We start from the raw sequence: 23,817 nt of genomic DNA, 5'->3' as shown, positions 1-23,817 counted from the left end.
GGCGAGTATTTTACTTTCACTTTGTTGATTAAGTGGCGGCCATGCACCAAATAAGCAGGAGCGGAGAATGAGATGAAAGAAGAGCTTTTGAAGCGATACCCAGGCAATCCTATACTTACCTATAAAGATTTGCCCTACCATGTTAATGCCATCTACAATCCGGGAGCAGTGAAGTTTGGCGACAAGTATATTCTCATACCACGTGTCGAGGACGGCCGCAGGGATAATGACCTTCACGTTGCTGTTAGCGACGATGGCATACATTTCCAGGTCAATCCATCGCCAATTGAAATTCCTGGCACCGAGAATGATTTTATGTGGGAGAAGCATCGCTATGACGCCCGAGTAACGTATCTTGAAGGTGCTTATTATATCGCTTACTGTGCACAGACGATGGCTGAAACAGTGCGCATTGGCTTGTGCCGTACCACTGATTTCAAAACCTTTGAGCGGATGCCTTTTATAACTTCGCCATGGAGTCGAAATTGCGCCCTCTTTCCTGAGAAAATCGGCGGTCGGTATGCGCGGCTCGAACGCCCGATGAGTGGAAATAACGCCATTACATTTGTCTCATACTCGCCAGACCTTGTTCATTGGGGTGAATGGGCGCCGCTTAATCTTCAAGTCGAGACCTGGATGCGTGAGAAGTGGGGTATAGGTCCGACGCCTATCAAGACAGAGCGGGGCTGGCTGCTGATTATTCATGGAGTGTGGTTTGCATGCAACTTTGTTTATCGGCTCGGCGCAGTCCTGCTCGATTATGAAGATCCTACTGTAGTAATTGGCCAATGCCCGGAATTCATACTAACCCCGCGAGAGCCTTATGAACGATGTGGGGAGGTGCCGAACGTTGTTTTCTCGAATGGAGCGATTCTTGAGCCCAATGGCGAGCTTAAGGTTTACTATGGCGCGGCGGATACCTGCATTTGTTTAGCTACTTGCCAAATAGATGATTTAATAGAGGCATGTCTGGAAGGTATTAGACCAACCATTATAGTATCCTATTGAGAAGTATGGCAAAGCGACCCAACATTGTAATCTTCAACCCTGACCAGTGGCGCGGAGATGTGCTCGGGCATATGGGCAATCCGGGCGCCTTAACGCCGAACCTCGACAAAATCGTTGAGGAGGAGGCAGTTTCATTCAGGTATGCTTTCTGTCAGAATCCGGTGTGCACCCCAAGCAGGTGCTCGTTCATGACTGGCTGGTATCCCCACGTTCGGGGGCACCGCACGATGTATTATATGCTACAGCCGGATGAACCAGTGCTCCTCAAAACCCTAAAGGATGAAGGATACTTCGTTTGGTGGGGCGGAAAGAATGACCTAGTCCCCGGCCAGAATCCATTCGACCCATACTGCACGGTGCGCTATAAGCATTCTAAGCCTTTTAAGAGAAGCCGCCTTGCAAGGCAGGAAGAGTGGCGCGGCGAGCCTGGGAGCGATACCTATTATTCGTTCTATGTTGGAAAAATCGAGGGTGGCAACAGGGAATCACCGCTTGACGCCGATTGGTCAAATATTTATGGGGCATTGGATTTTCTAAAGAATCCTCCGAAAGATCAACCTTTCTGTATTTTTCTGTCTCTTGGCTATCCGCATCCGCCTTATGCGGTCGAAGAACCATGGTATAGCATGATAGACCGGCGGAAAATTCCCGCTCGTATACCTACGCCTAAGCATTGGACTGGCAAGCCTAGTATTCTGAAGGGCATCTGGGAGCGGCAGAATATGCAGACATGGAGCGAGAAGCGATGGACCGAGCTTCGGGCTACTTATTATGGCATGTGTGCCCGCGTCGATCATCAATTCGGTTTAATCGTGGAGGCGCTGAAGAGCGCTGGCGTATATGACGACACGGCGATTTTCTTTTTCAGTGACCACGGTGATTTCACTGGCGACTATGGGCTAGTTGAGAAAACCCAGAACACGTTTGAGGACTGTCTAACCCGTGTGCCGTTTATTATTAAGCCACCTTCGTGGATTCCTGTTAAACCTAGAATTAGCAATGCGCTTGTAGAACTTATTGATTTTCCAGCTACTGTGGAGGCTATGACTGGAATCCACCCCAGGCATACTCATTTCGGACGATCGCTACTACCAGTAATCGCGGGCAAGACGGATAAGCATAGAGACGCGGTCTTTTGCGAGGGCGGACGGCTTCATGGTGAGCTGTATGCAATGGAACTTGAAAGCACTAGCTCGCAGAACCCTACGGGTTTGTACTGGCCACGTGTGGGTCTCCAAAGGAGCGAAGGTCCTGAGCACACAAAAGCCACAATGTGCCGAACGCGCGATTTTAAGTATGTTCGTCGGTTTTATGAGCAGGATGAACTTTATGACCTAAATCGCGACCCGCAGGAGCTCTACAACTTGATAAACGATCCTGGCTTTGCAAATGTGGTAGCTAGTTTAAAAGAGCGTATGCTTAGCTGGTATCAGGAGACCTGCGATGTTGTTCCCCACAAGGCCGATGCAAGGTGAGCAATATTCCTTCATTAGGGAATCGTTTCCGGTGATCTTCGAATAATAGGGGTCGCGGCACCTTTTGTTTTTAAGCAAGATGCTTGCTATTTCTTTTACTTGTTGCTTATTATGCGACGCGCTCCGACGTATCTGCGGCGATAGTAAGCTTGGTCAAGCGAGTCAATTCGGACGCCGCGCCCAGGTGATGAAGCATGGATGAACTGCCGATTTCCGACATAGATGCCAACGTGAGAGATTCCCCGCCGATAAGTGCCCCTAAAGAAAACGATGTCGCCTTCTTGGAGATTCGATTGAGCAACAGGCTTGCCACAATTGAACAAGGCTCTTGATGAGTGAGGAAGTTTAACCCCTTTAGTCGAAAAAACGTATTTCACAAACCCAGAGCAGTCGAATCCACTTCGTGAGGTGCCACCTCGCCGGTATCTTGCTCCGCGGAAGGCGAAGGCAGTTCGAACAATGTCGCGCCTAACATCATAGCGGTCTACTTGCGGCTTTGCGGGTTCGGGTGCATTGATGGTATTAATAGGTACCCAACCAATCCGACCGTCTTCTAGTTTGATTCGGATGAAATTGCCGGTTCGCGCTAGCATAGTAAACTCAGAGCCTCTTGTGAGGACAGCTACCACTTGATTGCCAGCACGGACCTCCACGTTGTCGCGCATGCACTTTGCAGTTGCACCGAGTGCGTACTTTTGAGAAGGGGTTGGATTATTAAGTGAAATGATTAATTTCTGACCGGGCTTTAAGAGGTGGATGTTTGTAATATTGTTTAGTCTTTTAAGTTCAGAAATGGTAGTTGAGAATTTATTGGCTATTTCGCTGAGAGTGTCGCCCTTGCGAACAATGTAGGTTTTATTTGCCCAAGCGTCGGCTGTAGCAGTAACCAACGCCAGTGCTATCATTAAGCAAATCAGCAAGGCGGGATGTTCGTTTCTTTTCAAAACGCCATCTCCCTCCCAGGCATAAGAGTCCAATTATTGTCGGCGTTTTGGCTAATCAGGATTACCAAGCCTAGTAAAGCTCGATAGCTGATTTACCATACGCCATACCAAATCGCATGATACCCAATCGTACGTCCACTGTCAACGCATTGGGGAAAATATCAAGAAAGTATCACAAAGGTTTCAAATTAGGCCAGTTTCAAGCAAGAGGGTACTCACGATAAATTGAGCGATAATGATGAGCTTGTTCAAGATGATGTCATCTCTTTTACATTCCGCCAACATATTCGGCGAGGCCTTGGAGTAGTGGCTGACTTTTTAAGATATCACGTTTTGAGGAAAGATTATATGCTTATCAATCCTGAAAAAACATTCGGCTCTTATTAAAAAAGCAGTGTTGCTTGTATCACCTACTCGCGGCTCGGAGATATGCGTCAAGGTTTTCTGGAGGTGTGCCAGGAATGAGAGGACTACCGTTTGCGAGAATGAAAGGCCCATACTCTGCGGCTCGGAGTTGTTTTTCGACCTCAACTTTGATTTCACTTGGCGTTCCCCGAAGCAAAAGCGCAGAGTCAATGTTACCAAATAGGCAAATTTCGGGCTTAAGTATTTGTCTGATTTCAACAGGATCGAGTGTGAATGTTTTCTTGTCTTCCTCTATCATTAAACCTGCCATGTCGATGGAATTTATAAAACGCATGTTCTTCCGAACGTCGCCGAGAAAATAGCCAATTGGTAGGAGCCCAGTCTTGCGGACTTCGGTGTAGAACCAACGCTTTGTGTCCAGCTCAAGACGCTTGTGCATCGATGGTGATAGGTTGTCCAAACTGCCAAGGAAGCCTTCCGAGAAAATATATGCATGTGCCCCTGCCGTTTTTGCTGCGCGGACGTCGGCTAGAAAGCGCTCACAGTCCTTGTAAATGAAATATGCGACTAACTCGGGTTTTTCAGCACAAGCGATTGCGATATCCTCGAAGCTCCATCTATGAATCCAACTGCCGGGCGCACCATCGTTGATGGCAATTAGTACTGAATCGCCGTATTTTTGGGCAAGGATACTGATGTGAAGAAATCGTCCAGATTCTAGGATTTCCTGCTCTGAAACTGTGATTTTAGCAAAGTAGTCATCAATTTCCGATTTTGATTCCAGCTTCGGGATTGGGCTGGATTCCCACCAGGGCACATCGCTGTAATCGGCTAGCGAGTAATCATCTTTAATCTCGATCCAATGGCTGGCGTCGGCGCTTGAGATGAAAGCCCTCCCACCTTCAGTCTTCCGTGCTCTTTGCCAAAATCCCCTCCACCCTGCTGAGCCGAGATGAAACCAATCTGGTTGGAACCGCTCATAAAATTTCATCTCGATTTCTGCGAGTTCGCTTCCTCCCAGGTAGTATTGGAACTTGGGATGGTAGCCGCTGAATTCGACCTTGTAGTCGCCCCAGCTATGAAAAACGACTGGTGGTGGTATCAGCCTCGAGCCATGGAGCGCTTGCAGCATTCGTTGTTTGGGAGTCATTGGAATTTCAATTAGGCATTCATCTACTTTTTAGATTCCGATTTTTGTTTGGGCTTGGGTTCAGGTGGCATGCGGAGCGTAATCTTTTTTATTTTGTCTCCGACTTTTATCTTTTCAACTACATCCATGCCCTTTATTACTTTGCCGAAGACGGTATAATTTCCATCCAAGAAGTGAGCAGGCTCAAGGCATATATACCACTGACTACCTGCGCTGTTTGGCAGTCTTGTTTTTGCCATGCCGACTGCGCCTTTGTCATGCTTGAAAGGAGTTTTCTCGTCCTTGATAGTATATCCAGGGCCGCCCCTGCCTGTGCCTGTGGGGTCGCCTGTCTGCGCAACGAACCCTGGCTCTACCCTGTGGAAGATAAGGCCATCATAAAACTTCTTTTTTACTAGATTGATGAAATTCCCCGCTGTTATGGGGGCCTCTTTTGGGTATAGTTCTATCTCAAAGGTACCGCCCTTTTCCATCTCGACAACGGCAATTGGGTTTTTCTGAGGCTGGGGCTTTGAAGTAGGGTTTTTAGACTCTTTGGTTGCGGCTAAGGTTGCCGTTGCAAGTATGAATCCTGTGATAATCAATACAAAGGCTTTCCTCATCTATTGCTCTTCTCCTTCTGGTCGTTTGCTTGGTGTTGTTGGGTTTATCAATGATTACGCATAATTATCCCGCAAGTTATGGCTGTGGTCAAGGTTGATGGATTTAATCATTTTTAATATCTATGCCAGCATTCATTTTAAAACGCTTATGCTTCTTGGGTTTGAATTGGTCCTAAGCGATGCCTAACGTTCTTCATGTTGTCTTATAAGCATGAAGAGCGTATACGGATCCACGATTTCTACATCTTTTCCATGTGGAGATCCTTTCAACGCATCGAACAGTTGCTTATGGGCACTTGGGCTCCATAGAATCGTGCGGAATATAAAAAACTCCGGCTTTGATTTGCCAATCTGCTGGAGAATCTTTTTGGCTGATTCCTCCGGTTTCCAATTAAGGTCCATGCCCATTTGGATGAAGGGCATTCCCTTAAATGTTCCCCAGCGTTCGATTTTTTGAGCGACAATTCCATTTGGCGAAAAAGTTGTGTAAGCCTCAATAACCTCCTCCGACATTGCCGGCGCATAACCATCAATTATGAAGCCTGTAACTGAGATATCCCACTGGCTATAGTACTTCTTGCAATGCTCTGTCCAAGTTTTCAGACCTGATGGAAGGCCTGAAAATATCCTCGGTTCCTGAAGATGGCCTGGATTAATATATCCTGCACCCGAGTCGCCGGCTACGAAAAAGTCGTTTGCGGTTTTAGTTTTCCTCGTCCATGCCATTCCAGGCGCAAAGCGTTCGGCAAGGTTGGGATTGAAAGCCCAACCAAGTTGAATGCTTCCCCTAGCTTGGTCGTTCCAGAGTTGTGGAAGTTTCTGATAGAGCCAGGCAGCTGAGTCATAATCGCCAACGTAGATGGTGATATATGTCTTCGGCACTACTTTGCCGAATTCATCCACCAGACCCTTGGCTTGGAGGTCGTGGATGCTTGGAAGCTTTTGGGGATACTGCTCTTCAAGCGGGTAATGCTGGAACACCGATGCATTCGCCATGCACCCAATACCTAAGGCGTCGGCGTCCATAAAAGCGTTGAAGCAGGTAATTATCTCTACAAAGCGCCATTCGCTAGGAACGGCGTCATGCTTGCCGTTGTTATTCACTGTGGTGTATTTCTTATCCCAGGGGACAAAGCCGCCGATATGGATCATTTTTTTACCTGAAAGTTGTTTCCAGGCGGATAGGAGGATATCTTGAAGGGTTCTCATATCTGCACCTAGTGGCTGGCCGCAGTCATCAACTGGTGCTTCGTCATCCCAGGGCGAAAGATCGAAAAAGAACCCTCTGTTGGCGATGAAATAATCATGGTTCGATAAGGTATGATTTGGAATATATCCTTCTGGTTTTCTCAGCCAATATTGGTCAATATAGTAACCCATCTTTGCTGGATTACACCTGCCAGTGTCGAGGTATTTTTCCTTAGCCCATATATATGCGTCACACTTTGCACTCCCTGTGGAAGGCGTGCTTGAGTTTGGAATCGTACCGTTGCCTGTGAACATACTCGAGCCATCCTCATTCAAAAGGCGTACCTTCACGGGCAACTTTGGCCCTTCAGGGTCGAGCGTTAACCAGTAATAAAGTGAGTCCTGTGAGAGATCAAAACGAATGCAAGCTAGGTTTTCAACGCCGGCAATCGTTGAGGCAACGTTTGATGTTGCAGGGACGTTTTCATCATAGACGACGAGCCCAGATATATTATCTCGAAATATTTCGATGAGCTCCGACAGGCTTTTGATTTCTTCAATAGAATGTTCTGCCAACCACTCGCCGGGCTCGCGAAGCTTGTCCAACCAGAAGCGGTCGATGCTGCCATCTTCGCCACCAATAAAATAAAGGTACAGCCGCGCCTTCTCACGGTTGACTATCCCTTGAAGTGATGAAACGAAATGTGCCTCATCCCATATTCGCCGACGCTCATTTTGGTTGTCACGGTTCATTTTTAATGTGTAAGTTAGGTCGTATGTGTAAAGCATTTTATCTCCTTTGGGTTACAAAAGCACAAGGAACTTTGGCCTACTGGTCGGTTATATTTTCTTTAGTGTTAGTCGGTTTCTTCCGATTACCTGCAGAGGCACAGCAAAATGTATTAGAAGTGGCGCAAATTATGACAGCTTTGTGAACATCCTTACGGAGTTTTGTTGGAAATTATAGAGCTTATTTATGTGGAAAAAAATTCGAAAACTTAAAAATCGGTCAAAAAATTTTCACTTTTTTGAGTTTTGGATGTCTAAAAACCCAGTTGGCAGGGTATAATAAGAACGTAAGGAAAGAGGAGGCTGCAAGAAAGGATAAGTTAGGGGAAAGTAGGCGATTTAGCCATTTCTAGCAGTCTTCTAAAGATTCAAAGGTGGGCCTTGGGTAGGCCGCCAGTCACCGGTTGGTCGGCGACGAGCCTGGTTCGCGCCGTGCGTTCATAAGATGAGAAACGCCAACCTACCAGGTTTGTCGGGCCCTGCACTGGGGTAAATGTGGGGTGTGCACTCTGGAGCAGGCTTTCCGAACTCAGCATCGATGATTTGCCCAAGGTCCACCTTATTGTTATAATGAGGCCGGGTCATTCTGGCCTCATTATTGTTAGACTTAGGAGCTCAAATGGTGGCAAGGGTGATATTTTTCGGATTGGTTTGCTTTTCCTTGTTTTTCTTCTCTATTGCATTGGCCTCCCCTGCTCTGCGTGTACCCCAACCTTCCATTGTAGGCAAAAACATTTGGGGCTCGATGCGCGAAGGGGATTTCTGGCAAGACCATCCGTATGACCCCTATTCTCAAGGGATTATGGGTGACCCAGTAGCGATAACCATTCATCATACGTACAGGCCTTTGGGGACAAACCCCCCTGACCCTGCACAGGATAGGCAGAAACTAATAGAGATTCAGCGCTTCCATGTTGGCAAAGGCTGGGGCGATATTGGCTACCACTTTCTGATTGGAAGTGATGGAACGATATATGAAGGAAGGCCTTTGGGATATACAGGAACGCATGCCCCACCAAACTATGGAAACATTGGTGTAAATGTGATAGGCGATTTTCATGAAGCGGAGTACCCTTCTAACGCGCAACTTGAGGGTCTTGTGCGCCTTCTGTCATGGCTGTGCGACAGGTTCGATATAGATCCCACCTCAAAAATTACCTTATTTGGCCAAAGCAATCTGGCAGTTGCAGGTCATAGGGATTGGAATGCCACTGCCTGCCCTGGTGATAGGCTTTATTGCTTAATTCCGCAGATTCGAGAGCAAGTACGCACCCGCCTTCTTTCAGGACCGCCGTATGATGCTCGCGTTGCGGTAACACAATTTCTGCCGCCGGCGATTCTTGCCGGGCACGTTTACGAGCTCCCATTGACCGTTCGAAATACGGGATATGTCGAATGGTCTCATTTAAACTTAGTTGGCTTGGATGCGGTTACGCCTGAAATAGTTTCAGTTTCGGAACCTATGTTGAAATCACCGGAGACAGTCAGCCCTCTAGCAAACCGTCAGTGGAAAGTAACTATAAAGGCGCCGAATAATCCAGGTGCTAACCGCATTTCCCTTCAGATGATTGAGTCAAATCGCCGGTTTGGTCATGAGCTTGCCTGGAATACGCTTGTGCTTTCACCGAAGGACTTTATTTCTTCATGGCTGGTAGCTGGACCGTTCCCTGCCGAAACACCTGATAAGGCTTATGCAAAAGATTTCCTAGCTGGAGAACCGCTAGATTTGCTTGATGTGATGGACACTGTAAGCGAGGCTGCGCACGCCTATAAGGTCGCTGGAGAATATGAAAGTGGAGAAGGTAACTACCGAGGTGAGGATGGTGAACGTTTCAGCGAAAGCGGCCGCTACTTCAGAGGTGAAGAAAGCTTTCGGCTATCGCTTGGCAAGTATAGGGGTGGTGACTTAGTCCTTCGGAAGCTGATTAACGCGGGCGTTAGGGACCAGGAGGCGGAAGTATATCTCGGCGATCGTAGATTAGCCTTTTGGCGTACCCGTGGGTCTGAGAGATTTCGCAGATGGAAAGAGATTGACCTCATATTGCCGGCATACCGGGTTGCTGGAAAAAAATCGCTGGATATCCGATTAAAGGTGCTTGGGACAAAACAGTGGGGATGCAACTCATTCCGATATGTGTTGCTGGATAAGGCAGAACCGCTAGCAGCTCCGAAGCCTAATGAGAAGGGGTGGTTTGCCTGGAAGTCCGATGCTGGCTTAACAGACCTTTCGTCGGTAATCAAGACTGCGGAAAGCGGAGCGGTATATCTCGCAGTCTACGTGAAGGCGCCACGGACCGCTTGGGTAGAGCTTCGTGCGGGTTATGCTGGCAGGCTTAAAGCATGGCTAAACGGTGAACAAGCAATTGCTTCTCTTGGAGGATTCGGCGATTTCCCCGACACAGCAAAGGCGGAGGTCTTGCTGAAAGAGGGTTGGAATAGGCTGCTTTTGAAGGTTGTGCTTGAGCCGGGGAAAAAAGACTTGTACGTTCGGTTTTGTGATCGTCAGGGGAAGCCGCTCGAGGGACTCAAGTTTGCTTTGGAACCTTCAGACAAATCCTCTGAGCTGTGGATAGCATCAAATCGCTGATTTGCGGGAGCAGAATATTGAAGCTCAGTCTTGAAAGTGTTGGCAGGTACAGGCTCATATTTGGTTATTTGATTGCAGGCGCATGTCTTGCGTTTGCGAACCAGCGCCTGTTTCTGCCTGGTGTGGCTGTCGCACTTTTAGGTATTGCTTTTAGAATGTGGGCGGCTGGTTACATCCAAAAGAATAAGCAGCTTGCTATTGACGGGCCATATGCGCTCACCCGAAATCCGCTTTATTTTGGTAGTTTTTTGCTGGGTGTTGGCGGGGTTATGGCTGTTAGGGCATGGTTGCTATTGGTGATATACATCATCGGCTTTGCGATCTTCTATCTTCCTACTATTAGAAAAGAGGAGAAAGATTTACTTGCTATCTTTGGCGATGAATTTCGTGAGTATCAAAAGCAAGTGCCGGCTTTTTTCCCATGGAAGCCTCGACTGCCAATAAAAGGGTTCTCCTGGTCAAACATGGTGCGCAATGGCGAGCTTAAGCATGCTGTCTTTTATTTGGGCTTTTTATCCTTTCTTGAAGTGTTGGGTGAGTTGCGCATGTTGGTGAATGGCAGATAAAAAGCTGCTGAGTTAACATTAAGTAGGTAGTGTACTGAAGTCGTAATTTGGGGAGAACCTTAGTAGCAAGTATGAATGGAGGGCTTGAATGGATCGCTTAAGAATCGGCATAATTGGCGCTGGTGATGTCGTACAGGCTGCCCATGTTCCGTCATTCGTAGAAAATCCTAGAGTTGAAATTGCGACGGTTGCTGATCCTGATATTGATGCAGCACAGTCGCTTGCTGAAAAGTATGGAATTCCAAAGGTAATCGAGGACTACCATGAAATTCTTGACGACGGGAGTATAAACGCTGTCGACATAGCTGTCCCCCACTATCTTCATTATTCTATAACGATGGATTGCCTAAATGCGGGGAAGCACGTGATTTGCGAAAAGCCGATTGCCATGAACCTTGAAGAGGCAGACAAGATGATTGAAACGGCGCATGAGCTTGGGCTCTGGCTGCTCGTCACTCTTAATCAGCGATTCCTTCCAATCCATCGAAAGCTTAAGGAGATGCTTGACGATGGTCGATTGGGTAAGCCGTTTCTTGTAAATGCATATATCACTGGCGATGTTCTTGCAAGGCTTGATGACCCTTATGATTGGAAGTCTACATGGGACCGTGCTGGCGGTGGTGCGTTTTTCGATACCGGAACCCATATCGTTGACCTAATGCATTATTGGTTTGGGCCGCCCACTGCCGTGACTGCTAGCTTGAAAAAGCTGCTAACCAAGCCCGAAAATAAGGCTGATGATAACGCCTCTGTAATCCTTGAATGGGACAGCGATCTTGTAGCCAATTTGGTAGTTTCGTATACCGTTGACCAGGAGCCGTGGAGCGAGAAAAAGTTCATCTACTGCACAGAAGGGGATGTCTCGATGATAAACGAGGCGGCGGTGCCAATGTTCTTGGTTCGGAATGGCGCTCCTGAGATAATTGAGGTTGAGCACAACGCTAACTGGTGGGACTGGTCGCTCGATCGTTGTCTTAGACATTTTGTGGATTGTATACTTGATGGCATAGAGCCGATTGTGACAGAGGAAGATGCACGCGCGGCGCTTAAAACTATTCTAGCTGCGTATGAATCTGCTAGACAAGGAAAGCGGGTGGAGATAGACTAATAGCTGTCAAAAGTTGAACTTCTAACGACAAACTTGCTTATAGAGGTTCATGATATAAATGTTAACGACTAGTCAAGGAAGACCTATGGAAAACTTGGCAAAAATAGCAGAAGAAATACGCGCTGAAATGGACGTAAAGAATGCCGCTCGGGACAAAGCACTCGTAACGACAAGGGAGGCAATCCGTTTCTGCGCGAGCTCAATTAGGTCGCTTCACAGAGGCGAATTCGAGGAGGCAGCTGCGCTTCTTGACGAGGCGCGCAAACGCATACGCGAGACAACTGAGGAGTTGAAAAACCATCTCGATATTTACTTCTCGGGCTACGTGCAAGACGCACAAAAGGAATTTGCTGAGGCTGAAACCCTAAGTTCGATAATTCGAGGATTGCCGCTCCCCAGTCATAAAGACCTTGGGATTGAGGCGTCGCCCTATCTAAATGGCCTTGCCGAAGCCATAAGTGAATGTCGGCGTTATGTTCTTGACCGACTTAGGGAGGGCCGAACACAGCGAGCCGAAGAGATTATGAAGATCATGGATGATGCCTACTACGTGCTAGTGGGCTTTGATTACCCTGATGCAATTACTGGGGGACTAAGGCGGACAATGGATGGAGTTCGGGCTGTGTTGGAACGGACGCGCGGTGATTTGACAATAACGATTAGGCAGAGAGATCTCGAGGAGGCGATGAATCGCGCAGTCGAAAGATTTGATAAGAGTTCGAAGGCTTGAAAGCCATTCGGCAAATTCGGTGCCTTTCAGAATGTGAAAGGTAAGCTCGCTAAGGATTTTGCGTGTTTGCCTTTTTTGGACCAAGCATTTAGCTGATATTAGATTTTAAAGTGGCTTTGTGGAGGGATTCCTCCAGATTTCTTTTAATTCCAACGCAGCCGGTTTAGGATTTCCTTCAAAATCAACGATAGCCGTGTTCGCAGTGCAGGGGAAGCAGTCATGCCCCATCCATAAAATGATTCCACCGCACCGGGGAAATCTGCCCTTGCATGCTTTCACAGCTATTGCAAGTGCTTTCTTCTGCCGTTCCTGACTCCAAGCAACATATTCGTCAAGGCTTTCAGGTTCACGGCCCTTTTCAGCAACGAATTCATGCCATTCAATCCACCAGGTAGAGGTGCGGCGCCAGAGGGGATTCTCCGGAGTTGCAGGCATGACTGGAAGTTTGCCGGCTGACTTGCGGATAATCTCGGTGGGACTTGCCGAAGGAGCCCCCACCTCTGACCGAAACAAGGCATCGTCGTTCTTCCAGTAATCTGACCATTCGCATTCTAGATTGCCAACAGCTTTCCATGGCCCATGTACATCCCAGTGTATGCCCTTCCCAAAGTTCTCAGGCGAGCCCCATTCCGATGGTCCGCTGGCAGATGTTGGAAGAAATCTTCTAGTAGGGTCCTCATTTTTCACTATGTCATGAAACCGTTTAATAAGTGGATGAGAAATATCAACTGGCTTGCCGTCTAGGTACATTAGCTCATTACCGCCGCTCCATAGAAGGAGCGAGACATGGTGCTGCCTACGGGCGATATATGATTTAGCGATTTCACTCATCTCGCGGATTGTCTTCTCGTCGTCCGGCGGCAAGTTGTCAACCCCTGAAGATGACAGGGGGAACTCCTGCCAAACAAGTATGCCTAACTCATCACATAAGTCATAGAAACATTCTTTCTCAAGAACTGCCCCGCCCCATACACGCAAGACGTTGCATCCGAGGTCGCGATAAAGCTCGAGGCGCTTGCGGTAATCTTCAATGGTTACGTCGGCGAAGTTAGTGCGGATGGGCGTCCAATTGACGCCTTGAAGAAAGATGGGGCGGCCGTTTACCTCACATATCCACGGGTCGGCATTTTCTGGTGCATCTTCGCAGGGAACCCATCTGACGTGTTTGAAGCCTATTCGGCGGTCAATTTGATCAAGTTCTCGGCCTTCTTTGTCAACCAGGGTGCATGAAAGTATATACAGGGGTTGTTGACCCTCCATATTCGGCCACCAAAGCTCAATAGAGGGTACTTCCCAAATGACCCCTTGACTTATATGCTCGGGTGGAACTTCCTCTGTCCGAATTATCTGCTTATTTTGGGTGAGGGTAATGCGAATCAGATCACTTTTTCGTGCAGAGACGAGCCCGTTCATTTGAATTATGCCGGTTGCTGTTACGGGGTCGGCATCGGTGAAACAGCGGAAGTCCTTTATCTCGCGTCCATCGGTTACCTCGAGGATTACATCGTCCCATATGCCAATCTGCACCAGCCTAGCAGTCCAATCCCAAGTGTAATTAAATCGGACTTTCCAGTCCTTCATTTTAGAGGTATAGCCGAATTGCCCCAGCCACCGAGGGGGTGTCGTGAAGACAATGCGCAATATATTACCTTTCTCCTGTAAGTGTGGTGTGAGATTGAAGCAGTGGGGAATGAAGGAGCCGCAAAAATCGGATACTAGTTTACCGTTTAGGATGACCTCCCCTGCGAAATCAAGGCCAAGACATTTTAGTCGAAACGTTTTCCTTGCCTCAATCCACTCATCCGGGATTGCCACTTCGTAAATCCAATGGCGATTCTCGACCCACTCGCATTCTCGGAAATTAAGACCAACATTCCAGTCTGGGATGATACCCGCCTCAAGTAGCGCATGCTGTACTGAACCTGGCACATGAGCGGGAATCGCTGGTATTTCAGCATCGGGCGAGGTGCCAATTTCCGCCGTTTGATTGAGCCGCCAGTATTCAGGTATCCACCCCGAAAGCTTCCAATGGAGTTTTGATAGATTATATTGCTTCTTCATATATCCCATCCAAATATGTGCTATTCATTAGATTAGCGAGGAAGTACCAGAAAACCTACCAAAGTCTATTACGAATTCGATTATTCAAAAATGTTGGGTGTATCAAGTGTTTATATTCAAGGTCTCACGCTATAGGCAAATCTAAAATTGCGTTTTAGTGACTAAGCTTTTCTGGTTGGAAATTTCGAAGTCGAAGGGAATTGCTGACGACAGAGACGGAGCTGAGGGCCATTGCGGCTGCAGCCCACATTGGGTTTAGGAGGATGCCGAAGAAAGGATGGAGCACTCCGGCTGCGATTGGAATTAAGATTGTATTGTAGAAGAACGCCCAGAAGAGATTTTGTCGAATTATCCGCATTGTTGCTCGGCTTAACAAAATCGCTGTTACTGATGCGCGGAGGTCGTCACTAATTAGCGTAATATCGGCGGCTTCCATCGCAACATCTGTGCCAGTTCCTATGGCAATCCCTATATCGGCTTGTGCAAGTGCTGGTGCATCGTTAATACCATCGCCGACCATGGCTACGACCCTGCCTTCTTCTTGCAGGCGCTTTATCTCATTGGCTTTCTGTTCAGGCAGGACTTCAGCCATCACGCGTTCGATTCCAAGTTGGTTGGCGATAGCCTCTGCAGTACGGTGATTATCGCCAGTGATTATTGCAACTTCCAAGCCAAGGCGTTTTAGCTGGTCTATGGTTTCGCGCGAATAAGGTTTGAGCGGGTCAGTAATAGCGATTATCCCAGCTGGCATTCCATCGCTTGAAATATAAACCAATGTTTTTCCTTGCATGGCAAGTTTGGAACCAAGGTCTTCTTCCTCTTTGGCAGGGGAAATTGACGAGGTATGGGCAGTTGTTTCTTCAAATAGTTGTCGACTGCCAACGATGACATTATGCCCCTCGACATTTGCCCGGACGCCCAACCCTGCGATGGCTTCGAAAGCAGTTGGGTTTGGGATGATGATATTGCGCTCTTTTGCAAGCCAAACGATCGCCTCGCCCAGGGGGTGTTCCGAGTTCTTCTCTGCAGAAGCCGCCAAACGAAGGAGTTCGTTCTCGGAGAAACCAGGCGCTGGAATGACATCGGTTACGACGGGCTCGCCTTGAGTAAGGGTCCCGGTTTTATCAAATACAATAGTATCAATTTTGTATGCCTTCTCGAGTGCCTCGCCGCTCCTAATCAGCACGCCGTTCTCTGCGCCCTTGCCGGTCCCGACCATAACCGCCGTTGGCGTCGCCAAGCCGAGTGCACATGGGCATGCAACAATTAAAACAGCGATGAAATTCAAAAGCGCATGTGTGAATGCTGGCTGGGGACCAAACAAGTACCAGACAAAAAAAGTAAGGACTGCTACCCCAATGACTGCGGGTACGAAGTAGCTTGCGATTACATCGGCTAGGCGCTGGATAGGCGGCTTAGAACTTTGAGCCTGCTTTACAAGTTGGATTATTTGAGCTAGGACAGTATCTTTTCCCACTCGGGTTGCTTTGAATTGAAAGCTTCCGGTTTTGTTGATAGTCGCTCCGATTACCTCATCGCCGGGCTTTTTGGCTACTGGGATTGGTTCGCCAGAGATCATTGATTCATCTACGGTGGATTGGCCGTCAATTACAATGCCGTCGACAGGTATCTTTTCGCCGGGGCGGACGATAATAATGTCGCCGACTTGAACATTCTCGATAGGGATATCAACCTCTTTGCCATCACGGATAACCCTGGCAGTTTTCGCCTGCAGGCCAATTAACTGTCGAATAGCCTCTGAGGTTCGTCCTCGTGCTTGCATCTCGAGAAACCGCCCAAATAGAATAAGGGTCACGATGACGGCTGATGTATCGAAATATAAAGCTGGCATAACCTTGGTTGCTCTTGCAAAAAAGTCGGGGAACAAGATGACAGCTACGCTGTAGAGATAGGCTGCCGAGCTCCCCACAGCGATAAGCGTGTTCATGTCGGTGGTTTTGTGTTTTGCGGCAGTTATTGCGCCCTGGTAGAATTGCCACCCACCCCAGAATTGTACTATAGATGCTAGCGCCCAAAGCAGGTAGGGGTTTGCGAGCCATCTGGGCAGTAGTGGTAAGAATTCCCTGAAGCTCCCGAGTAGGATTGGAAGCGTGATGCCAGCACAAATGACGGTTTTGACTAGTAGATTTCGAATATCACCCGCGTAAGAAATGTGTTCTATTTCCTCCTTCTCAGCTAGTTCTTCTGAAATTGCCGACTTTGGCACTGAGTAGCCCGCATCTTCTATTCTGCGAACGATATCCTCTAGTTTGACTTTATTAGGGTCGTATTCGATGGTTGCTGTGTTGAGTGCAAAGTTCGCGGTTGCCTTTATAACTCCATCTAGCTCTTGGAGGGCTTTTTCGACCTTTGCGACGCATCCAGCGCAGTGCATTCCCATTACTGGTAGAGTAATCTTTTTTGTCTCGCTCATCTTTTTATACCTTCGCACAATATTATACACTAGGGCTTAAATTAGGAATTTTGGTTGAATGGCGGGCGGTTGGCTGGTGGCGTTCCTTTAGTAGTGTTTTTTATAATTAATACCTTCAATTATTCTTTTGGCTCGGAGGTGATTGTAGGCGAGTAGCCTTCATCTATGAGGTCGTTTGCAAGCTCCAAGGCATCTTCTTGGGTATTGTACCTGCCAATTTGAACATGGTAGAGGGTGCGCCCACCGTCTTTTATCTGGACAACCCTTGCTTTGTAGCCTTTCTCTTGGAGCTCGGTGGCTAGTCGGTCTGCATTTTCTTTATTGTGGTATTTCCCCACCCGAACGCGGTAAGTGATTTTGGGTGCGGCTGGAGCTTTTGGTTCAGTTGCAACTCTAGGGCGTTCAAGATTCGACTGTTCGGCAGGTTGGGGGGTCAAATTTTCCTTTGCGTTTCTGTTGCTATCAGTTGGTGAGACGTCTTTCTGCGGCTCGAGGGTCATGGTAATTTCATTATTGTTTACTCTTACACCCTCGTTGGCATTTGATTCCACAGATTTAGGCTCGGTGATAGGCTTTGGCTCTTCCTGATGTTCCCTAATTTCTACTTCTACCGCTGGTTTTTGCTCGTTTCGCCAGGGCTCTTCGAGTTGGCGCGTTGGCGGAGTTTGTGTGTATGAGGTCGGAGGGACTTGCTGAAAGGTTCCTTCATGCGGAGAGTTGATTTTTGGACCAATGATTAGAAAGCCGAGCATGAAGAGTCCGGCAAGTGCGATGAAACCGATAACGCCTAGTGCGATTATCCGTCGGTCAATTTCTCCTTTTTGTTGTCGGTGGGGCTTTCGCGGAGTTTGCATTATAAGTTCTCCAGCACCTCAAGTTTATTCACAAACGTTGGAATTGTCAACGACATTGAAAGTATGGCTATTTCTTTTTACGCACGATAGTATAAGATTGTTTCGCCGCAAGGTGGGAAGGGAATGTTAGTCATTAGAAACCTACTTGAACCACAAGAAGGATTATTATTGCTTAGTTGCTAATGATTGTTTAAAGTCTTGGCATGGGATGTAATCCTTTAAGGGGGCGTGGGGATGGATTTTATAAAAGCAATGGGTCCTGCTTGGAACCAAATGGTTGAAGTACTATTCCGCCCATTCCAGTTAAGGAAGTGGCTTGCACTCACATTTGTTTCCTTGATAGCGTATGGCGGAGGGGGCTTTAATGTTCCGTTTTCGCACTGCAGAGAGGATCATGATGTTAAGAATGCTTTGTGTTCGCCCTCACCTAATTTTATTTATGCTCAATTGAAAGATAGCATAAGAATAAATTGCAGTGATAGCACTGCAGATTGGAGAAAGGATACGGTCTTTGACGAGCTTTTGCAACTGTTTTTTTCTGAAAACTGGCCATGGATAATTTTGGGTTTTCTTTTGTTATTGGCAGTTGGCATTTTGATAGTTTGGGTTATCTGCGTGCTCAATTTTGTATACATTGACCAGGTCGCCAGGAATTCAGGCGCTATACGCGAACCATGGGCACGACTAAAACATTTGGGCACTTCATATTTCCTTTGGCAACTGTGTTTCACTGGTGTGGTATTAGTTGTCCTTGGGCTCGAATTAGGGGTTTTAATTTGGTCTGGTGTTACTTTTACCGGGGATTCTGGGAGGCCTGGGCCAGCCCTTTGGGGGATTATAGGGATTGGTGTATTGATATTTATTGCGCTCGCTATTCTAGCGGTGGTTGTTCAGGTTCTCACAAATCATTTTGTAATAGCGACGATGTATGTTAAAAATATTCGAGTTTTGCAGGCTTGGAGAGAGTTTTGGGGTATTTTGCGCTCAAACGCGGGGCAGGTGGTTCTTTATTTGCTTATGAGGATAGGCTTGGCGATAGCCACTGCCATTGCCGCATTGTTTGCCTTGATACCTGGTTTGATTGTGGCAGCGATTCCTGGGGTCGTTGTTGGCGCTATTATCCTTGTGCTTTTAAGCCTTCATGTTTCCACCCCGGTGGTGATCATCACGGGTGTAATACTGGGGCTTCCTATCGTCTTTTTATTTGTGTTTGCTGTCAATTTTGTGATGCAACCTGCATATGTATTCCTGCGAGCATATCCAATGGTCATGCTTGGGCAAGCAGACCCTGCTTTGGTGACAATACCGATAGGTCCTACCCATCTCCGCCCACCTGAGGGGATAAGCGAACAGGGGTCGCAGGCTACGTAACCATCTTAAGGTTGCTCAAGCTTCTTGAGCTCTTCCAACGCACCTTTGTGTGAACCCTCGATTTCCAATGTCTCGCGGAATTGCTCAACCGCCTTGATGGTCATGCCCTTTCTAAGATAGCACCGGCCAAGGCGGAAGTGGGCTTCGGCAAAGTTTGGTTCGAGCTGGATTACTTGTTCGAGGAGTGAGATTGCCTCATCTAGACCCGCGTCGTTTTTTGCCGCTTGGATTGCCTTGTCGAATAGTTCTTTTGGCCCGGGAGGCTTCTGGGGGCCACCGCTAGGTCTGGGAGGCTTCCACGGCATCGAAGGTGTCGGGACCCACGTCTTAAATACTTCATTTCTGAGAGCATTGGCTAGTTCTCGGCGGTATGGGCTGGTATTAAATGCGAAACCACACATGCCATCGGCGCCCCTCTTTCGAGTTTCTGTGATTTGTGTAATTAGGTCGCGCGTTCCGCGAATACTGATGCCATTGTATACATGTCTTCCACTTCGCCATCTGACCATCCCATCAATCCAATCGCGGAATTGTTTTGCCTCTGTTGGGTCTCGCTCACTTTTGTAGTTCATTGGTATTACGGCGTCTATGATGCCCTCGCGGAGCCAACGGTCCCATTCTTGTAGAAGTAGCAGATAAGGGCGCGTTTGTTTGAAATCTTCTGAGCAATCTCCACTGCAGACGACAGAAGCGGTAACTTTAACCCATGGTTTAATCTTTTTAACTCCTTCGTAAACTTCTCTTACCAAATCGGTCACGCGGTCGCGCCGCCATTGGCACCATTCGGGGTCGTCTGACTTTGGAATACCAGTGCGTCCCTTTTCCTTATTAAAACGGTTTATGGCAAGCTGGGTGTAGCCAAAGTCTGGGTCCCAGTAGCGCACATAGTCAAAGTGTATGCCGTCAACATCATACTTCTTTACGACATCAAGATAGATTTCGCGTAAATAGTCGGTGACTTCTCGAATACCTGGGTCAAGAGCGTAGTTACCGCTTTTCGAGGTTGAGCCATTCTTGTTTTTATTTATCCATTCTGGGTGGCGGTTGTAAACGTGGTTAGGATTGCTTGGCGGACTGCTTCCCTGCCAAACTTTGAATGTGTTTATCCATGCATGTATCTCTAGCCCCGCCTCGTGGCCCTTCTTTATTATGTATTCGAGGGGGTCAAAATCTGACTTCGGCAGGTTGTCTGCTCTTGGTTCGTAAGCGGATTTGTAGTATGCATCTCCCGTTTTGCGCACCTGGACCACCAATGCATTGAGGTTGGCGGCACGGGCATCGGCTATCAGTTTGTCAATGGCGGCGGGGCTTCCAAGGTCAATGTTATTGCCGTATGAAGAGATCCACATCCCGCGAAACTCGGGCTTTTCATCCGCACCAATAGCTGCCCCGGCTATGGTTAACAAGGCGAATAAACAAATCAAAATTGCTCTTATTTTTATCAGAAACACCTCCGTTTTCGGTCTGAGTGAAGGTTCAACTTCACCAATTTAGTTGTATTTGGCACAGCGCCGTTCCTGCAAGAAAAAGGCTATATTTCTAGCATCATATTGTTTAGACGCTCTACTTATGCCTGGGGTTAGCTAGAAAGTATCGGGCACGAGTTGAATAGAAGTTATAATGTTTAGATGGATTGAAAAGATTTCTTAATATCGTTAGTTCTCCTGCAAGCGAGCAAAAATTGGGAGTAAAGCAAGCAGCACAAACGAAATCTTGCTATCTATATTTGGTGAACGCACTAAGAGACCCTTTGCTAAATCTACCGCCGAGCACAACACCGGATGCAATGACCGCTTTAAGGAAGTCAATTCCGATAAAAGGTGCTACCCCTAGCTGCCAGGCGCCCAGGATACAGCCGCCGATATTCTCGCCTTGAAAGAATGCCAGCCAAACAGCTAGCCAGCTGGCGCCGAATAAATAGATTACAACAATCCCAAGGCATCCTGCTAGCACGGCTGAGGCATTGGACCGCGATTTGAGTTTTTCAAATACCATTCCAGAGACATAGGCGCCGACGACGAATCCGATTAAATATCCGCCGGTGGGCCCAGCGAAGGCTGCCATGCCAAAATTTCCACATGAAAATACCGGCATCCCAAGCAAGCCCATCATAAGGTATTGGATTTGACTCAATGCGCCGAGCCGACTGCCAAGTGTGAGACCGGAAAGGATTACTGCAAATACTTGAAGTGTGACAGGCACTGGCGTATACCACAGGCGGAAGGATATGTGAGCACATATTGCCGTAACGCCTGCAAAAAATAACGAAGCAAGAAAATGGATGCCTGAAACTGGGAATACACGTGTTGCTTCTCTAGAATAGTTTGCCATCGAGGCCTCCCTCAAGTCACTTGCGTTTTCTACCACCTATGATAACGGTTGGTTCAAGATGTGTCAAATAAAAAAGCCCGTTGCTATGGAGCAAACGGGCTCCCGTGCCACGAGCCTAGCCACCCCGGGCACGGCAAAAGTGAAAGGAAGGGGAAAGTTGTTCTTTCCCAAGCAAAAATACCTGCAAGAATCGTGCCAATTTGTGAAAACTTAAAGATTAAGCTTGCAATACCCTGCAAAAACTGCTGGTCTGCGGCTTTTAGATTGCACATTTAAAGAAACCTAAAGTTGGTTTCGATGGTGTTAATTAATCTCTGCGGATGATGGGTATGAAGTTGCGTGATAATCTCAAGCTTGTGGAGCATTTTATAAGCGATGGTGGATGAAAACTCGGCAGAGCATTATAAAATTCAGGAAAATGGCTTTAACTGGCGAGCGTGCCTCATTGCTCCTGCTGGCGCCATTCTCGCAATTCTTCTCTTAACGGTGATGGCTTCAGTTTTTAGTCTACGATCGAAGGTGCAGAATGGCAACCCACAAACCCCACGCATAGTTTTGGAGCGACGCGAGGCATTTGCAGATTTTGGGCGGGAGTTTTTTGCAATTGCGCACAAGGCTGATCAAGTTAACGAACGGGCGTTTGCAGAATTGGGCAAGCTATCGAAACACACTGGCGACCTTGCGCGAGTTCAAGACGCCTTTTCGGATGCATCTTTGGCTAACAAAAATGCATCATCGAGATATAAAGCGCTTGTGGTCCCACGTGTTCTGGTTTCGCGGGAGCAGCTTAGGCAGGCAGCGGACTTGATGTCCAGTGCATATACGGCTAGGAGTCAAGCTTGCGATATTGTTGTGCTCTGGACGAGCAGTCCTCGAAGCAAAGATATTGCACAGAAATACAACTCTCAAATTGGTAAGATTAATGCTCTTACAATGAAAAGCTTGAGAATTCTTGTGCTTGCCGCCAAGGACAATGGAATTGCAATTGATGACTTGCGCCAGCTCTTGCCGTAGCTAAGTCGAAGATATCGCATCGTTTTGGAAATCCCCTAGCAATTTTTCATTAAGTACCAAGGGTTTGTTTTTGTTCTGCAATCTCACCCAATTTTTCAAGAGGATTTCACAAAGCTATCCTCTAATTGTTTATGTGTATTTTTATTTCAGCTTGAGGAGCGCATGCATGAATAGTCGCGAGCGGGTAATACGAGCAATTGAATTTAAAGGGCCTGACCGTGTTCCACTCTTGCATGCTGTTCTCCCGGCGGCGATTATCGTCCATGGCCAGCCCCTCCTTGAGCTCCTAGATGAGTTCAGGGATGACTTCGGCGGCAGTTGGGGAATTCCTCAGATTGAGAATCTCCCGCCGGGCTACCGGAAGGGGATTAATACCGACGAGTGGGGCGTCGTATGGCAAAATGACCGCGATGGAATGCTTGGCATTCCAGTTGGGCATCCGTTGGCCGATTGGAGTAATTTCGATAACTATAGGTTTCCTCCGAATCCAGATGATGATTGGTTCAGAAGCTTTCAAGAATCTCTTCGGAAGTCGCATGACCATTATGCTATGCTTGGCGGGATAAATCTTTTTGAGCGAATGCAGTGGCTTCGTGGCTATGAAAACTTGATGTACGATCTGGCGATAGGGGCGGAGGAAGCTTACAAACTTCGCGACCGCCTTGTAGAGCATCATTTGGAATATCTGCGCAAGGCGGCGATGACGGACGTTGACGGTTTTCATTTTGGCGATGATTGGGGCACTCAGATATCGCTTATCATCAGCCCTGACCTCTGGCGAAAGTTTTACAAGCCAGCCTATGCGCGCATGTTCGAGCCATGCAAAACGGCAGGTAAACACGTTCACTTTCATTCTGACGGTATGACTTGGGAAATATTGCATGACCTGGTTGAGATTGGCGTAGATGTGCTAAATGTCCAACACTGTGTGATGGACTTAAAAGCGTTGGCTCGTGAGTTTGGCGGCAAGGTTGCGTTTCGCTCTGATCTTGACCGTCAGCATATACTCCCCCACGGCACGCGAGACGAAATTAGAGCCCACGTTCGTGAGGTTTTTGAAGCCTTAGGAAGCTATAATGGCGGCCTTATAGGGCATGGGGAGATTGCGCCAGATGTTCCGCTAGAAAACGTTCGAGCAATGTTTGAGGCCTGGCGCGAGTTTGGTGTTTACGATAGCTAATTAATACACAACTCACATTTGTAAAAACCGGAATGCTTTTTAATCATATTTTGATTCTG

General features: G+C 47.6%; 20 protein-coding genes. 10 read left to right on the top strand and 10 right to left on the bottom strand.

Annotated features, from left to right (window positions below; genetic code table 11):
- The first annotated feature begins 72 nt into the window (after window positions 1-72).
- Together QHH26_12920 and QHH26_12915 are read left to right on the top strand one after the other, a co-directional pair.
- The gene (locus QHH26_12920) at window positions 73-1,008 is read left to right on the top strand and encodes a glycoside hydrolase family 130 protein (protein MDH7482860.1); all 936 of its coding nucleotides are present in this window, start codon (window positions 73-75) and stop codon (window positions 1,006-1,008) included.
- Between the two features lie 5 nt (window positions 1,009-1,013).
- Entirely contained in the window at window positions 1,014-2,483 is a 1,470-nt protein-coding gene (locus tag QHH26_12915; GenBank protein ID MDH7482859.1) for a sulfatase-like hydrolase/transferase, read from the top strand.
- A gap of 95 nt (window positions 2,484-2,578) precedes the next feature.
- Here QHH26_12915 and QHH26_12910 read toward each other — a convergent pair whose 3' ends face one another.
- On the bottom strand, window positions 2,579-3,427 hold the full coding sequence (locus tag QHH26_12910; protein MDH7482858.1) for an NlpC/P60 family protein: 849 nt from the start codon (window positions 3,425-3,427) through the stop codon (window positions 2,579-2,581).
- A 225-nt stretch (window positions 3,428-3,652) separates the two neighbouring features.
- Between QHH26_12910 and QHH26_12905 the strand changes: the two genes are divergently transcribed.
- The gene (locus tag QHH26_12905) at window positions 3,653-3,814 is read left to right on the top strand and encodes a hypothetical protein (GenBank protein MDH7482857.1); all 162 of its coding nucleotides are present in this window, start codon (window positions 3,653-3,655) and stop codon (window positions 3,812-3,814) included.
- Between the two features lie 19 nt (window positions 3,815-3,833).
- Here QHH26_12905 and QHH26_12900 read toward each other — a convergent pair whose 3' ends face one another.
- From QHH26_12900 to QHH26_12885, 4 genes are all read right to left on the bottom strand, one after another.
- A complete protein-coding gene (locus QHH26_12900) occupies window positions 3,834-4,943 on the bottom strand; it encodes a uroporphyrinogen decarboxylase family protein (protein MDH7482856.1) in 1,110 nt (369 codons plus the stop codon).
- Between the two features lie 23 nt (window positions 4,944-4,966).
- On the bottom strand, window positions 4,967-5,545 hold the full coding sequence (locus tag QHH26_12895; protein ID MDH7482855.1) for a peptidylprolyl isomerase: 579 nt from the start codon (window positions 5,543-5,545) through the stop codon (window positions 4,967-4,969).
- Between the two features lie 183 nt (window positions 5,546-5,728).
- Window positions 5,729-7,522, bottom strand: coding sequence for a GxGYxYP family putative glycoside hydrolase (locus QHH26_12890; protein ID MDH7482854.1), 1,794 nt, complete (start codon window positions 7,520-7,522; stop codon window positions 5,729-5,731).
- A 438-nt stretch (window positions 7,523-7,960) separates the two neighbouring features.
- Window positions 7,961-8,107, bottom strand: coding sequence for a hypothetical protein (locus tag QHH26_12885; GenBank protein ID MDH7482853.1), 147 nt, complete (start codon window positions 8,105-8,107; stop codon window positions 7,961-7,963).
- Window positions 8,108-8,267: 160 nt separating this feature from the next.
- Here QHH26_12885 and QHH26_12880 point away from each other — a divergent pair, with 160 nt between their 5' ends.
- From QHH26_12880 to QHH26_12865, 4 genes are all read left to right on the top strand, one after another.
- Window positions 8,268-10,109, top strand: coding sequence for a peptidoglycan recognition family protein (locus tag QHH26_12880; protein ID MDH7482852.1), 1,842 nt, complete (start codon window positions 8,268-8,270; stop codon window positions 10,107-10,109).
- Window positions 10,110-10,126: 17 nt separating this feature from the next.
- Window positions 10,127-10,675 carry an isoprenylcysteine carboxylmethyltransferase family protein gene (locus QHH26_12875; GenBank protein ID MDH7482851.1) on the top strand — a complete coding sequence of 183 codons (549 nt, stop codon included), beginning with the start codon at window positions 10,127-10,129 and terminating at the stop codon, window positions 10,673-10,675.
- An 88-nt stretch (window positions 10,676-10,763) separates the two neighbouring features.
- A complete protein-coding gene (locus QHH26_12870) occupies window positions 10,764-11,783 on the top strand; it encodes a Gfo/Idh/MocA family oxidoreductase (protein ID MDH7482850.1) in 1,020 nt (339 codons plus the stop codon).
- An 85-nt stretch (window positions 11,784-11,868) separates the two neighbouring features.
- A complete protein-coding gene (locus QHH26_12865; GenBank protein ID MDH7482849.1) occupies window positions 11,869-12,513 on the top strand; it encodes a haloacid dehalogenase in 645 nt (214 codons plus the stop codon).
- Window positions 12,514-12,618: 105 nt separating this feature from the next.
- Here the strand turns inward: QHH26_12865 and QHH26_12860 are convergent, their stop codons facing one another.
- The 3 genes from QHH26_12860 to QHH26_12850 form a co-directional block, all read right to left on the bottom strand.
- The gene (locus tag QHH26_12860; protein ID MDH7482848.1) at window positions 12,619-14,574 is read right to left on the bottom strand and encodes a glycoside hydrolase family 2 TIM barrel-domain containing protein; all 1,956 of its coding nucleotides are present in this window, start codon (window positions 14,572-14,574) and stop codon (window positions 12,619-12,621) included.
- Window positions 14,575-14,728: 154 nt separating this feature from the next.
- Window positions 14,729-17,008, bottom strand: coding sequence for a heavy metal translocating P-type ATPase (locus QHH26_12855; GenBank protein MDH7482847.1), 2,280 nt, complete (start codon window positions 17,006-17,008; stop codon window positions 14,729-14,731).
- Window positions 17,009-17,127: 119 nt separating this feature from the next.
- Complete coding sequence (locus QHH26_12850) at window positions 17,128-17,862, bottom strand: SPOR domain-containing protein (protein MDH7482846.1); 735 nt, start codon at window positions 17,860-17,862, stop codon at window positions 17,128-17,130.
- Window positions 17,863-18,096: 234 nt separating this feature from the next.
- Between QHH26_12850 and QHH26_12845 the strand changes: the two genes are divergently transcribed.
- On the top strand, window positions 18,097-19,233 hold the full coding sequence (locus tag QHH26_12845) for a hypothetical protein (protein ID MDH7482845.1): 1,137 nt from the start codon (window positions 18,097-18,099) through the stop codon (window positions 19,231-19,233).
- A gap of 5 nt (window positions 19,234-19,238) precedes the next feature.
- Here QHH26_12845 and QHH26_12840 read toward each other — a convergent pair whose 3' ends face one another.
- Both QHH26_12840 and QHH26_12835 read right to left on the bottom strand, forming a co-directional pair.
- Window positions 19,239-20,657, bottom strand: coding sequence for a family 10 glycosylhydrolase (locus tag QHH26_12840; protein ID MDH7482844.1), 1,419 nt, complete (start codon window positions 20,655-20,657; stop codon window positions 19,239-19,241).
- Between the two features lie 292 nt (window positions 20,658-20,949).
- Window positions 20,950-21,564: a biotin transporter BioY gene (locus tag QHH26_12835; GenBank protein ID MDH7482843.1), complete on the bottom strand. Its 615-nt coding sequence runs from the start codon at window positions 21,562-21,564 to the stop codon at window positions 20,950-20,952.
- A gap of 375 nt (window positions 21,565-21,939) precedes the next feature.
- Between QHH26_12835 and QHH26_12830 the strand changes: the two genes are divergently transcribed.
- Both QHH26_12830 and QHH26_12825 read left to right on the top strand, forming a co-directional pair.
- Window positions 21,940-22,578, top strand: coding sequence for a hypothetical protein (locus QHH26_12830; GenBank protein MDH7482842.1), 639 nt, complete (start codon window positions 21,940-21,942; stop codon window positions 22,576-22,578).
- Between the two features lie 166 nt (window positions 22,579-22,744).
- The gene (locus QHH26_12825) at window positions 22,745-23,758 is read left to right on the top strand and encodes a uroporphyrinogen decarboxylase family protein (GenBank protein ID MDH7482841.1); all 1,014 of its coding nucleotides are present in this window, start codon (window positions 22,745-22,747) and stop codon (window positions 23,756-23,758) included.
- Window positions 23,759-23,817: the final 59 nt, after the last annotated feature.

The sequence above is a fragment of the Armatimonadota bacterium genome, assembly GCA_029907255.1.
Classification (GTDB): domain Bacteria; phylum Armatimonadota; class UBA5829; order DTJY01; family DTJY01; genus JAIMAU01.
This window is presented reverse-complemented; position numbering and strand designations above follow the sequence as displayed.